Source organism: Aestuariivirga litoralis (assembly GCF_015714715.1).
Taxonomy (GTDB): Bacteria; Pseudomonadota; Alphaproteobacteria; order Rhizobiales; family Aestuariivirgaceae; genus Aestuariivirga; species Aestuariivirga litoralis_A.
The window spans coordinates 824,340-837,392 of sequence record NZ_WAHS01000002.1 but is presented as its reverse complement, the minus strand read 5'-3'; the positions used below and the strand labels follow the sequence as shown (position 1 = coordinate 837,392).

The window sequence follows — 13,053 nt, the reverse complement described above, 5'->3', positions numbered from 1 at the left end:
TCAAGGGTGGATCACGCCCTTCTTGAGGACGATATTGCCATAAAGCCGGCGCTCGCCGGAGGCCACGATGGCGTAGCAGGCTTTGACGCGGTCATAGAACTCCTTGCCGATAAGCGGCTTGACGTCGCGCGCCGGTTCCCACTTCTTCACGATCTTTTCGAAGTCGGTGAAAATCGGTTCGATGCGCTTGGGATCGCCGCCTGCGGCCGGGCGGAAGGCGCAATCGGGCACCATTTCATCGAGTGGAATGACCGAGAGGCAGGCCTCGAGAATATCGGTGGCTGAATGGCCATCGAGACGCACCAGGCGCTTTGCATCGGTATCCGCCGGGTAATTGCCATCAACAATGGCAATCTCGTCGCCATGGCCCATGGCACACAGTACCTTGAGCAGGTCTGGGCTCAGCAGCGGGTTAATTCCTCTCAACATCAAATGGGTTCCTTGAACAAAACATCACGGTCAATCATGAAATGGGCAAACAGGGGAAGTGCGGCAGCACCGCGGGCGCGGGCATCACGGCCCATCGAGCCTTCCTCGATGGCGAAATCTGGCAGGCCGCGCAGATCGAGCGTGCCGAGCTGCTTTCTGGTTTCAGCCAGTAGTTCCTGGCGCACATCGTCAGGCAAGGCGCCATCAATGATGATGGCATCAAATTCCACCACCGACATGGTGGCCACAACAGCTTGCGCCAGGGATGATGCGGTGGATGCAATCCAGTGGCTCAAGGCAGGTTCAGCGCCGGACCAGTCGGAGGGTGAATCGGCAAGCAACATCGGGTCTTGGCCTTGCCCCACCAGGTCTTTTTCCAAAGCGTAAACGCTGGCATGGCGGATCAATTGTTCCAGCTTTCCATTGCTGCCCATGATCGGCAGCGGGCCATAGGCACCGGAATAACCGCTGCGGCCGGGAAAGACGCTGCCACCGATCACTGTGCCGCCGCCGATGAAATAACCCACGAACAGATAGCTGAAATTCTTGTAGATGCGGCCCTTGCCGAACAGCAGCTCGGCCGCACAGGCAGCGGTAGCGTCATTGCAATCAAAGACCGGAATCTTGGTCATGGCGGCGACTCGCGCGACGAGGTCAATCTCCTTCCAGCCATCAAGCGCACCTGGCGGGGCGCGCTGTTCTTCCTGCCAGTTCCAAAGCTCGAAGGGTGCTGCAATCCCCAGGCCTGCCACGCTCTTGCGCTGCGATGGCTTCAGTCGTTTGGTGAGCAGGGCAATAGCTTCCTTGGCAAAACCGAGAACCAGTGCCGGCTCTGGAATACGGTAAGTCTGGCGGGCGCGATCACGCACTTCTCCCGCCATGTCGAGGAGCACCAGTTCGGATGAACGCCGCCCGACTTTAAGGCCCATCGAATAGGCACCATCGGGATTGAGCGTAAAAGGCACCAGTGGCTGGCCCACCTTGCCGCGCTGCGGCTCGCCCTTGATCAGAAGGGCGTCTTGTTCCAGCTGGCGCACAATGACGGAAACAGTTTGGGCTGAAAGGCCAGTCAGCCGCGCCAATTCTGCCTTGGGCAACGCGCCATGGCGGCGGATCAGCGACAGGATCAGCCGCTCATTATACAGGCGCACGCCAGCCTGCGTCGTGCCGCGCGCATCCTTGCGGGCCTCATTCGAGATGACCTGATCCATATTCGACGCGTTTCCCGTGGCCGTGTTCCCGGCCTTGTCGTTATTTCAGGCAAGCTTCCGCCCCGCATGAAATTCTGTCAACGAATAAATCAGGCCGATGTACTTATTGACAGGACGCCGGAATTGATTCCATGATGAGTTTGATTGGCGGTGGCCTGGCCACCGGCTTTCAACAACAAGAGGTTCCAACAATGGAACCGACAATGGGAGAAACACCGTGAAGACAATTCTTAAAACAGCTCTGGCTGGCGCTGCCCTTGTGGCCTTCGCCTCGACTGCAATGGCCGGCACCAGCGCCTGCCTGATCACCAAGAACAACACCAACCCCTTCTTCGTGAAGATGAAGGAAGGCGCAGAAAAAGGCGCCAAAGATGCTGGCGTTGACCTCAAGTCCTTCGCTGGCGTGAAAGACGGCGACGCTGCTCCTCAGATCACCGCCATTGAAAACTGTGTCGCCGCTGGCGCCAAGGGCATCCTGATCACCCCGTCGAACGACTCGGTTGGTCCGGCCCTCAAGGCCGCCCGCGCCAAGGGCATCCTGGTGATTTCGCTCGACACCCCGCTGGGTGACGCGGAAGGCCAGGACATCACCTTCGCAACCGACAACTTTGAAGCCGGCACGCTGATTGGCTCCTGGGCCAAGGCACAGCTGGGCGACAAGGCCAAGGATGCCAAGATTGCCATGCTCGACATCAACAAGGACAACATCTCGGTTGACGTTCTGCGTGACACGGGCTTCCTGACTGGCTTCGGCATCGATGTTCCGGACAAGAAGGTGCTGGGTTCTGAAAAGGATCCGCGCGTCATCGGTCACGGCGAATCGCAAGCCAATCCGGAAGGCGGCCAGAAGGCCATGGAAACCCTGCTCGCCAAGGATCCTGGCATTAACGTCGTTTACACCATCAACGAACCGGCTGCTGAAGGCGCCTTCCAGGCTTTGAAGAAGGCCGGCAAGGAAAAGGGCGTGCTCATCGTTTCCGTTGACGGTGGCTGCCCCGGCGTGAAGAACGTGGCTGCTGGCGTCATTGGTGCCACCTCGCAGCAATATCCGCTGCTTATGGCCTCCAAGGGCATCGAAGCCATTGCGGCTTTCGCCAAGGACGGCACCAAGCCGAAGGCCACTGAAGGCCTGAGCTTCATGAACACCGGTGTGAACCTGATCACCGACAAGCCTGCCGAAGGTGTCAAGTCCATCGACACCAAGGAAGGCCTGGCCAAGTGCTGGGGCTAATCGCCAGATACTGACTTGATCTCTGCAAGGGGCGGCGTTAGCGTCGCCCCTTGTCTACCAAGCGCTCAACAAGAAGCGCCATGAAAGTGACAGGGAACGCGACAAGAGGGCTGAATGAGCGACAATTCAACGCCGACGAAAACCATTTCTGATTTCGAAGCCAAGCTCGAACAGGCCGACAAGAATGTCGCCTCGTTTGATACGTCCAGCCTGGGCTTCATGTTCAAGCTGCGCGGTTTCCTGCGCGAATATCCAACATCCATCCCCGCGATGATTCTGTTGGGCAGCCTTTTGATCTTCGGGATCAATGCGACCCTGATCAGTCCCAATAACTTTCTTTCCGCAAACGCCCTTTCAACCATTCTTGCGCAGGTGACGGTGACGGGCATCGTTGCCATCGCGCAAACTATCATCATCCTGACTGCCGGCATCGATCTTTCGGTCGGTGCCATCCTGGTGGTCAGCTCGATGATCATGGGCAAGTTTGCGGTTGAAGCCGGTGTTCCGGTGCTCGTAGCGGTGCCCTTCGGCATGCTGTTCGCGGCTGCCATGGGCTGGGTCAATGGCATTCTGGTTACCTATGCCAAAATTCCACCCTTCATCGTCACACTCGGCACGCTGAACGTCTTCAACGCGCTGAAGCTGTGGTACACCGGTTCGCAATCGATCCGCGCGATGGACTTGGAAGAGAAAACCCCATCGCTGCTGTTCTTCGGTAAGAACATCAATGTCGGGTTCGGCGATGGTTTTCATGTAACCTTCAACACGCCGCCGGCTGACGGCGACGCCACCATCATTCTGGGCACGATTGCCCTGCTGCTGCTCGCAGTCCTGGTCTGGTACATGCTTTACCGCACGGCCTGGGGCCGCCATGTGCATGCCATCGGTGACGATCCGGATGCTGCCATGCTGACCGGTATCCAAACCCGCCGCGTGCTGATTTCAGTCTATGCGCTGGCCGGAATGATCTGCGGCTTCGGCGCCTGGGTTGCGATTGGCCGCATCGGCTCGGTTTCGCCGATCGCGTTTGAAACCGTCAATCTTGATTCCATCACGGCCACGGTGATCGGCGGCACGTCGCTCTTTGGTGGGCGCGGCTCGATCGCCGGCTCGGTGATCGGTGCTGTCATCGTGGGCGTGTTCACCACCGGCCTCGCGATTGCGGGTGTCGATGACTATTGGCAATATTTTGCTGCAGGCTCACTGGTGATCTTCGCCGTGGCGCTTGATCAATGGCTGCGGAGGGCTTCACAATGAGTGCGAAGAAAGTGGCAAGCAAGACGAAGGCTGCGCCTAAAAAGGCTGCTCCAAAAAAGGCGGCCAAGAGCGCCGCCCCTGTCGCCCATTTCGAGGCGGTCAGCAAGGCGCCTAACAATCCGGGCCTGGAAAAGCAGCAGCCCATCCTAAGTGCGCGCGGTTTGTTGAAGCGCTACGGGCAGGTCGTGGCCATGAACGGCGCCGATTTCGACCTCTATCCGGGGGAAATCCTCGGCGTGATCGGCGACAACGGTGCTGGCAAGTCGACCTTGATCAAAGCTCTCTGCGGTGCCGTGGCACCCGACCACGGCGAGATCACGCTGGATGGCCAGCCGGTCAATTTCCGCTCGCCGCAGGATGCCAGCAATGCCGGTATTGAAACGGTGTATCAGAACTTGGCACTCTCTCCGGCGCTTTCGATCGCCGACAACATGTTCCTGGGTCGCGAATGGAGGAAGCCGGGCATTTTGGGTACGCTATTCCGCCTGTCTGACCGGTCGCGCATGCAGAAATTCGCTCGCGACAAGCTCTCTGAACTGGGCCTGATGACCATCCAGAACATCAACCAGGCGGTGGAAACACTGTCCGGCGGCCAGCGCCAAGGTGTTGCCGTGGCACGCGCCGCCGCCTTCGGGTCCAAAGTGGTGATCATGGATGAACCGACCGCTGCATTGGGCGTAAAAGAATCCCGCCGCGTTTTGGAACTGATCAAGGACGTGCGAAAGCGCGGCATGCCGATTGTACTGATTTCGCATAACATGCCGCATGTGTTTGAGGTGTGTGACCGCATCCATATTCACCGGCTTGGCCGCAGACTTTGCGTGATCAACCCCAAGGATTATTCGATGTCGGATGCTGTTGCCCTGATGACGGGTGCCAAGGCACCGCCGCCGGACCTCATGGCAAACTAGGCCCATGGATATTTCGGAACTTGCTTCCAGTCTGCAACAACGGGCTGGTGGTGCCGCGCGTTACATGGTGGGCATCGCTGGTGCTCCGGGGTCTGGCAAATCCACTCTGGCCGAACATTTGCGCGATGCGCTGAAAGCCAAGGGCGAAAGCGCCGTCGTGGTGCCGATGGATGGCTTTCACTTTGATGATGCGGTGCTCAATGCACGCGGCCACCGCGCCAGAAAGGGTGCGCCCTATACATTCGATGTGGCGGGATTTGAAGTTCTGCTGAAACGCATCAAGGCGCGCGAGCCTGATATTGCCATTCCGGTGTTTGACCGGAAGGTGGAGCTTTCGCGCGCGGCAGCTGACATCATCAATGGCGATGACAAGTTCATCGTGGTGGAAGGCAACTACCTGCTGCTGGACCAGCCGGGTTGGGCGGGGCTGAAACCGCTCTTCGACTACACCGTCTTTCTGAACGTGCCAGAGGCGGAACTTGAACGCCGCCTGATGGCGCGTTGGCACGGCTTCGGTTTTTCAGATGAAAAGGCCACGGCGTGGATCGCGTCCAATGACATGCCCAATATCCGCACCGTGCTCAATGAGAGCGCGGCTGCGGATCTAACGGTCTAGCCGGCGTCACCCACAAAGCCTGCTGCGACGATGCCGGCCAGGGCGGCAATCTCATCATTGTCAGACGTATCGCCGGATACGCCAATTGAACCAATAATTAGGCCAGCTTTGTCCTTGATGATCACGCCGCCTGGAATCGGCAGCAAGCCGCCGGAAATGGCACTCATCGCGCCTTGCATGAAATGCGGACGGTCCTTGGCGTATTTTTCCACGCCGCGCGTGCCGATGTTGAACATCACGCAAGTGCGGGCCTTGGCACTGGCAATGTCGAAGCGCGCCAGCGACGAGCCGTCTTCCAGTGCCGCAGCCTTCACCACACCGCGCATATCCATGATTACAGCGCCCAGCGGCTTCATGTTGGCGCTTTTGCGGTGTTCGAAGGTTTTGGCGATGATCGCTTGTGCGGCTTCAAGGGTGAGGGACATGGCAGGGGCTCCGGAATGAAGCCTTGCGATGCGCTTCTCGCCGAACCCTGTCAACAATGCATCTCTATGTGAGACTTGGCATTGTATGGAAATTGGCGCAACGATGAGCTGGCGTTTGCTTGAGGAGGATCCCATGACGGCACCATCGGACGGCAGCTCAGTTCATCTGTTGACCATCGGCGCCCTGCAAAGTGGTCTGCAGAACATGGCGGTCCTTCTCGACAAGGCGCAAGCGCAGCCCGGCACTTCGGCGCCCGCTTTGCTTGAGGCCAGGCTTCATCCCGACATGTTCAATCTGCTGCAGCAATTGCAGTACATGGCTTTTCTTTCGGTCGATCTGGCACGTCATTTGACAAAAGTGCCGCCGCCACGTGTCGGTTATGACGAAACAACCTGGCAGGAGGCCCGGCAAAGCCTTGCAGCCGCGGCCGCCTATCTGGGGTCAATCCCTGTGCAGGATGTTGCCAAACGAGCCGATCAGGTGGTGCCGACCTTCATGGATGACAGCAAGGGCATGAGCCTTCTGGACTACGCCGCGAAGGTGATCGTGCCGGACTTCTATTTCCATATGGTCATCGCTTATGGGATCCTGCGTCACAGGGACATCAGCATCGGCAAGTCCGATTATCTTGGTGCATTGCAGACAGTGAATTTGACCAAGCCTTGATCCACTTCTTACCGCAACAGCTTGAAGGCATGATCAAGGTTTCGTCACGCGCCGCAAAGTGAGATTGATGCGGCCGCCCTCTTTCAGCAACGTCGAGGTGCCGGTCAGCACGCGGTCTATGCCGTGGAAACACAGGCGTGAGGGGCCGCCCATCACCAGCACGTCGCCGGAGGAGAGTTTCAACGTTTGCGTCTTGCCAACGCGCTGCGTGCCGCCTAAGCGGAAGACGGCTGTGTCGCCGAGCGAGACGGATAGAACGGGAGCGTTGAAATCTTCCTCATCTCTATCCTGATGCAGGCCCATCTTGGCACCTTGCTGGTAGAAATTGACCAGGCAGGCTTCCGGCGGATGTGGATAGCCCGCATATTTCTGCCACAGCTCCAGCAGCACATGCGGAATCGGTGCCCAGGGCTGGCCGGTTTGGGGATGCATGGCCTGATAACGATAGCCGTCACGGTCCGCTACCCAGCCCAGGGTTCCCATATTGGTCATGCGCACTGAAAAGGGCCTCCCCGTTCGGGGCATGACGGGTGTGTAAAGCGGGCTCTGCAGCACGGCAGCGCGCAGGCTTTCGACCAGGCTTTCTTGTGCGGGCCGCTCCAGAACGCTCGGATGATGGGAAATACCTTGGATCAGCATTCAAAAATTCTTCAAATCACTGCCTTGATGGGCTATGGGGCCCTCCCTATATAGCCCCATGAACGCCAATTGGAGTCCCACCCGGATTTTCAAGGCTGAATTCAATAGGGGGCTTATTCCCGGCGCCGGTTTGGGCCGGGGCCCAAGCCTGCCAGAGGAGACAAAGTTATGGGTAAAGTCATTGGTATTGACCTTGGCACCACCAATTCATGTGTGGCCGTCATGGAGGGGAAGAACCCCAAAGTTATCGAAAACGCTGAAGGTGCGCGCACTACGCCTTCAATCGTGGCCTTCAACGCTGAAGGCGAAACGCTGGTCGGCCAGCCCGCCAAGCGGCAGGGTGTGACCAATCCTGAAAACACATTCTTCGCGATCAAGCGCCTGATCGGCCGCCGCATGGATGACCCGATGGTGGCCAAGGACAAGAAGCTTGTGCCTTACAACATCGTGAAAGCCGACAATGGCGACGCTTGGGTCGATAGCCGCGGCACGAAATATGCGCCGTCGCAGATTTCTGCCTTCACGCTGACCAAGATGAAGGAAACCGCCGAGCGTTATCTGGGCGAGCCTGTCACGCAAGCCGTGATCACGGTTCCAGCTTACTTTAACGACTCGCAGCGCCAGGCCACCAAGGATGCCGGCAAGATTGCTGGCCTCGAAGTGCTGCGCATCATCAACGAGCCGACGGCTGCTGCCTTGGCCTACGGCCTCGACAAGAAGTCGGCCGGCACGATTGCTGTTTATGATCTCGGCGGCGGCACGTTCGACGTGTCGGTACTGGAAATCGGTGACGGCGTATTCGAAGTGAAATCCACCAATGGCGATACGTTCCTTGGCGGTGAAGATTTTGACATGCGCATCGTCGATTATCTTGCAGACGAGTTCAAGAAGGAACAGTCGATTGACTTGCGCAAGGACAAGCTGGCTCTCCAGCGTCTGCGTGAAGCGGCTGAAAAGGCCAAGATCGAACTTTCATCTTCGATGCAGACCGAAATCAACCTGCCCTTCATCACCGCTGACGCGTCGGGTCCGAAGCATCTGACCTTGAAGCTGACGCGCGCCAAGCTGGAAGCCTTGGTGGATGACCTCATCCAGAAGACGGTTGAGCCCTGCCGCCAGGCCTTGAAGGACGCTGGCGTCACTGCCGGCCAGATCGACGAAGTGGTTCTGGTGGGCGGCATGACACGCATGCCCAAGGTGATCGAAGTGGTGAAGAGCTTCTTCGGCAAGGAACCGCATAAGGGTGTGAACCCGGACGAAGTTGTCGCCATCGGCGCTGCCATTCAGGGCGGCGTGCTGAAGGGCGAAGTCAAGGACGTGCTGCTCCTCGACGTGACGCCGCTGTCGCTCGGCATTGAAACGCTGGGCGGCGTGTTCACCCGCCTGATCGAACGCAACACCACGATCCCGACCAAGAAGAGCCAGGTGTTCTCGACCGCTGATGACAATCAGACGGCCGTGACCATCCGCGTCTTCCAGGGCGAGCGTGAAATGGCGGCCGACAACAAGATGCTCGGCCAGTTTGACCTGATGGGGATTCCTTCCGCACCGCGCGGTGTGCCGCAGATCGAAGTGACCTTCGATATCGACGCCAACGGCATCGTCAATGTGTCCGCCAAGGACAAGGCGACGAACAAGGAACAGCAGATCCGCATCCAGGCTTCTGGTGGTCTTTCTGACGCCGAAGTGGACAAGATGGTCAAGGATGCTGAAGCCAATGCGGCCGAAGACAAGAAGCGCAAGGATGCAGTGGAAGCCAAGAACCAGGCTGAAAGCCTGATCCATTCGACACAGAAGACGCTGAAGGATGCGGCCGACCGTGTGCCGGAATCCGACAAGTCTGCCATCGAAGCCGCAATCGCTGACCTCAAGTCGTCGATTGAAGCCAATGATGCCGAAGCGATCACAGAGAAGACCACATCTCTCATGCAGCTTTCGATGAAGCTGGGTGAGGCGCTCTATAAGGGCGGTGGTGCCGGCAATGAGCCGCATTCGGGCGCACCGGACGGTGACCACGAGGACGAAGAGGAAGATCCGAACCGCCCGCGTGACGAGTTCGACGATGTTCTCGACGCCGAGTTCACCGAAGTCGAAGAAAAGAACAAGAAGCAGTAATTGAGACTGGGCCTGCCTTCAAAGGTGGGCCCTTTCCTCAATCTCTAAGCCGTCATCCCAGCTTTCGCTGTAATGACGAAGCGTATAGATAGATTTGATGTCCAAGCGCGATTTTTATGAAATTCTGGGTGTTGCCAAGGGTGCCGATGAAAAGGCGCTGAAGACCGCCTATCGCAACCTGGCCAAGAAATATCATCCCGACGCCAATCACGGCTCCTCCGAGACCGATGCCAAGTTCAAGGAATTGAACGAGGCCTATGATGTATTGAAAGACCCGCAGAAGCGCGCCGCCTATGACCGGTTCGGACATCAGGCCTTCGAGAATGGGCGCGGCCCCGGTGCGGCGGGTGCTGGTGCCGGCTTCGGCCCCGATTTCAATTCCTCGATGTCGGACATCTTTGAAGATTTGTTCGGCGACTTCATGGGCGGCCAGCGTGGCCGCCAGGCGCGTGGACGCGCTGGTGCCCAGGGCGCACAGCGCGGCAGTGACCTTCGCTACAATCTCGAAATCAATCTCACCGAAGCGTTCACTGGCAAGACCGCGCAGGTGCGTGTGCCCTCCTCGGTGGCGTGCGATAATTGCAAAGGCTCCGGCGCCAAGCCCGGCACATCGCCCACCACGTGCAAAACCTGCGGCGGTGCAGGTGCCGTGCGTTCGCAATCGGGTTTCTTCACGGTGGAACGCGCCTGCCCAACATGTGGCGGTCGCGGGCAAATCATCGCTGATCCGTGCCAAGTCTGTCATGGCCAGGGCCGCACCAACAAGGAACGCAATCTCTCGGTCAATATTCCGGCTGGCGTGGAAGACGGCACCCGCATCCGTCTGGCCAGTGAAGGCGAAGCCGGCCTGCGCGGCGGGCCCACGGGTGATCTTTATATTTTTCTCAGCCTGCGCCCGCATGAATTCTTCCAGCGCGAAGGTGCTGACCTGTTTTGCAAGGTTCCGATCTCGATGGCCACGGCTTCGCTGGGCGGCGAGATCGAAGTGCCGACCATCGATGGCAAGCGGGCGCGGGTTTCGATCCCCGAAGGCGCGCAGAACGGCAAGCAGTTCCGCCTGAAGCAGAAGGGCATGCCTGTCCTCCGCTCCAGCCAGCATGGCGACATGTATATTCAGGTGACGGTTGAAACCCCGGTGAACCTGACGCGCAAACAGCGCGAGCTGCTGAAGGAATTCGACACAGATTCACACCACAACAGCCCCGAGTCCGAAGGCTTCTTCGCCAAGGCCAAGGCGTTCTGGGATAGTTTCAGCTCATAGGCATCCACCGGAGTTTCCCATGACCCCTATCCCCGCATTCGGCTATGGCACCTACAGGCGGGACGGTGAGGTGGCTTATGCTTGCGTGCTGGCTGCGCTTGAAATGGGGTATCGCCATATCGACACCGCCGAGATGTACGGCAATGAGCGCGAGGTGGGGCGGGCGATCAAGGATTCCGGCCTGAAGCGGTCGGATATTTTCGTCACCACCAAATGCGGGCCTGAACATTTCGGCAAGGGACAGGTACTCAAAGCGGCGCAAGGTTCGCTTGCCAAGCTGGGCCTCGATCAGGTTGATCTCTATCTGCTGCACTGGCCTTCGCCCGGTGATGAATATGATGCGCATGATTATGTGGCGCAGCTGGGTGAAGTGCATGCCAAGGGACTGGCGGCGCAGATTGGGGTTTCCAACTTCACCAAGAAATATATCGACATTGCGCTCAAACTTCTGGGGCCAAAAGCCATCGCGACCAATCAGGTGGAGATGCATGTGCTGATGCAGAACCGGCCCATCTCCGATTATTGCAAGGCGAAGAACATCCCGATCACTGCCTATTGCCCGCTGGCACGCGGGGCGCTGTCCAACCATGCGGGCATGAAAGCGCTGGCGCTGAAACATGATGCCACGCCGGAGCAAGTGGGCCTCGCCTTTCTGCTGGCCGAAGGGCACATCGTCATTCCGTCATCCTCCAAGCGCGAGCGCATTGAAAGCAATTGGGACGCGCAGCGGCTCACACTTTCAGCCGAAGAAATGCAGCTCATCCGGGAGATGGATGAGGGGCGTCGTCTGATCAATGGCGGCTGGTGCCCCAAGTGGGACACATAGGCCTTTTCCTGCTGCGTCAGGGTTGCTAAAGCCGGAAGCATGACTTTGAAACTCGCCATTGCAGGTGCAGCGGGACGCATGGGCCGCGAATTGGCCAAGCTTGTCCATGAGACCGAAGGCTGCGCATTGGCGGGCGGACTTGAAGCGCCGAATTCACCGCATCTCGGTGCTGACTATGGCGAGCTGATCGGCGTGAAGAATCTGGGCGTTGCGATCAGCGCTGATCCTGCGGCAGTGGTTGCGGCTTGCGACGGTATCATTGATTTCACCGTCCCCAAAGCCACCCTGTCCCTCATCAAGCACACAAAAGGCAAGATCCATGTGATCGGCACCACCGGCATTGATGCCGCGGGCGATGCTGAGATTGCCGAAGCCGCCAAATCCGCCACCATCGTAAAGACCGGGAATTTTTCACTCGGCGTGAACATGCTGGCAGCGCTGGTCAAGCGCGCTGCCGCAGCGCTGGGTCAGGACTTTGATATTGAAGTTCTGGAAATGCATCACCGCATGAAGATCGATGCGCCATCGGGCACTGCGCTCATGCTGGGCAAGGCTGCTGCCGAGGGCCGCGAGATCAACCTCGCCGAAAAATCTGTGCGCAGCCGCGACGGCCATACAGGTGCGCGCAATGCGGGTGACATCGGCTTTGCGACTTTGCGCGGCGGAACGGTGGTGGGCGATCATACGATCATTTTCGCCGGCAATGGCGAGCGGCTTGAGCTGCGCCACGTGGCAGAAGACCGCAAGCTGTTTGCCAATGGCGCGGTGAAGGCTGCCATCTGGGCCGGGGACAAGAAGCCTGGGCTTTATTCAATGTTTGATGTTTTGGGATTGAATTGAAATGAGTGGAACACTGGTGCTGGTCCGTCACGGGCAGAGCGATTGGAATTTGAAGAACCTGTTCACCGGCTGGAAGGACCCGGACCTGACCGACAAGGGCGTGGCCGAGGCCAAATCCGCCGGGCAGAAACTGAAGGCCAAGGGTCTGAAATTTGATATTTGCTTTACCTCAGCATTGACGCGGGCGCAGCACACGCTGGATTTGATGCTGCACGAATTGGGCCAGACGGCGCCGATCACGCGTGACCAGGCGCTGAATGAGCGCGACTATGGCGAACTCACTGGCCTCAACAAGGATGATGCACGCGCCAAATGGGGAGAGGAGCAAGTGCTGATCTGGCGGCGTTCATTTGACGTGCCGCCGCCCGGTGGTGAAAGCCTGAAGGACACGCTAGCCCGCTCGCTGCCTTACTACGTCCACAAGATTCAGCCGCATGTGCTGGAGGGCAAGAATGTTTTGGTTGCCGCACATGGCAATTCGCTGCGCTCACTGATCATGGCAATTGAGGGCCTGTCGAAGGAAGCGATCCTGAAACGCGAACTCGATACCGGGGTGCCGACGGTTTACAAGCTGAAAGCCAATTCTGTTCCGGCCAGCGTCGAAATCCTGGCCTAGGGAGAACAT

14 protein-coding genes are annotated in these 13,053 nt (G+C 58.4%); 10 read left to right on the top strand and 4 right to left on the bottom strand.

The window, feature by feature from the left end; translation table 11 throughout:
- Positions 1–429, bottom strand: a complete 429-nt coding sequence (locus F8B91_RS15905) for an RbsD/FucU family protein (RefSeq protein WP_196504820.1) — start codon at positions 427–429, stop codon at positions 1–3.
- Positions 429–1,640: an ROK family transcriptional regulator gene (locus tag F8B91_RS15900; protein WP_196504819.1), complete on the bottom strand. Its 1,212-nt coding sequence runs from the start codon at positions 1,638–1,640 to the stop codon at positions 429–431. Before F8B91_RS15900 ends, F8B91_RS15905 begins: the two co-directional genes overlap by 1 nt.
- A 280-nt stretch (positions 1,641–1,920) precedes the next feature.
- Here F8B91_RS15900 and F8B91_RS15895 point away from each other — a divergent pair, with 280 nt between their 5' ends.
- The 4 genes from F8B91_RS15895 (at position 1,921) to F8B91_RS15880 (ending at position 5,655) form a co-directional block, all read left to right on the top strand.
- Positions 1,921–2,871 (top strand): substrate-binding domain-containing protein, encoded by a 951-nt coding sequence (locus F8B91_RS15895; protein ID WP_196505011.1) that lies wholly within the window; start codon positions 1,921–1,923, stop codon positions 2,869–2,871.
- Positions 2,872–2,985: 114 nt separating this feature from the next.
- Complete coding sequence (locus tag F8B91_RS15890) at positions 2,986–4,128, top strand: ABC transporter permease (protein ID WP_196504818.1); 1,143 nt, start codon at positions 2,986–2,988, stop codon at positions 4,126–4,128.
- Positions 4,125–5,039: an ATP-binding cassette domain-containing protein gene (locus F8B91_RS15885; protein ID WP_246715294.1), complete on the top strand. Its 915-nt coding sequence runs from the start codon at positions 4,125–4,127 to the stop codon at positions 5,037–5,039. The genes F8B91_RS15890 and F8B91_RS15885 overlap by 4 nt, the downstream gene beginning before the upstream one ends.
- Before the next feature lie 4 nt (positions 5,040–5,043).
- Complete coding sequence (locus tag F8B91_RS15880; RefSeq protein ID WP_196504817.1) at positions 5,044–5,655, top strand: nucleoside triphosphate hydrolase; 612 nt, start codon at positions 5,044–5,046, stop codon at positions 5,653–5,655.
- Here F8B91_RS15880 and F8B91_RS15875 read toward each other — a convergent pair.
- On the bottom strand, positions 5,652–6,080 hold the full coding sequence (locus tag F8B91_RS15875) for a GlcG/HbpS family heme-binding protein (protein ID WP_196504816.1): 429 nt from the start codon (positions 6,078–6,080) through the stop codon (positions 5,652–5,654). The genes F8B91_RS15880 and F8B91_RS15875 overlap by 4 nt on opposite strands.
- A gap of 85 nt (positions 6,081–6,165) precedes the next feature.
- Here F8B91_RS15875 and F8B91_RS15870 point away from each other — a divergent pair, with 85 nt between their 5' ends.
- Entirely contained in the window at positions 6,166–6,747 is a 582-nt protein-coding gene (locus F8B91_RS15870; RefSeq protein WP_196504815.1) for a DUF1993 family protein, read from the top strand.
- A gap of 33 nt (positions 6,748–6,780) precedes the next feature.
- On the opposite strand, the gene F8B91_RS15865 is transcribed toward F8B91_RS15870, so the two are convergent.
- Complete coding sequence (locus tag F8B91_RS15865; protein WP_196504814.1) at positions 6,781–7,386, bottom strand: alpha-ketoglutarate-dependent dioxygenase AlkB family protein; 606 nt, start codon at positions 7,384–7,386, stop codon at positions 6,781–6,783.
- Between the two features lie 168 nt (positions 7,387–7,554).
- On the opposite strand from F8B91_RS15865, the gene dnaK reads away from it, so the two are divergent.
- The 5 genes from dnaK to F8B91_RS15840 all read left to right on the top strand — a co-directional run bounded on the left by dnaK (position 7,555) and on the right by F8B91_RS15840 (position 13,044).
- Positions 7,555–9,501, top strand: coding sequence for a molecular chaperone DnaK (dnaK, locus tag F8B91_RS15860; protein ID WP_196504813.1), 1,947 nt, complete (start codon positions 7,555–7,557; stop codon positions 9,499–9,501).
- Positions 9,502–9,598: 97 nt separating this feature from the next.
- The gene (gene dnaJ / locus F8B91_RS15855) at positions 9,599–10,762 is read left to right on the top strand and encodes a molecular chaperone DnaJ (RefSeq protein ID WP_196504812.1); all 1,164 of its coding nucleotides are present in this window, start codon (positions 9,599–9,601) and stop codon (positions 10,760–10,762) included.
- A 19-nt stretch (positions 10,763–10,781) separates the two neighbouring features.
- Complete coding sequence (locus F8B91_RS15850) at positions 10,782–11,588, top strand: aldo/keto reductase (protein WP_196504811.1); 807 nt, start codon at positions 10,782–10,784, stop codon at positions 11,586–11,588.
- 39 nt (positions 11,589–11,627) lie between these two features.
- Positions 11,628–12,428, top strand: coding sequence for a 4-hydroxy-tetrahydrodipicolinate reductase (gene dapB, locus F8B91_RS15845; protein ID WP_196504810.1), 801 nt, complete (start codon positions 11,628–11,630; stop codon positions 12,426–12,428).
- A gap of 1 nt (position 12,429) precedes the next feature.
- Positions 12,430–13,044, top strand: coding sequence for a 2,3-bisphosphoglycerate-dependent phosphoglycerate mutase (locus tag F8B91_RS15840; protein ID WP_196504809.1), 615 nt, complete (start codon positions 12,430–12,432; stop codon positions 13,042–13,044).
- Positions 13,045–13,053: the final 9 nt, after the last annotated feature.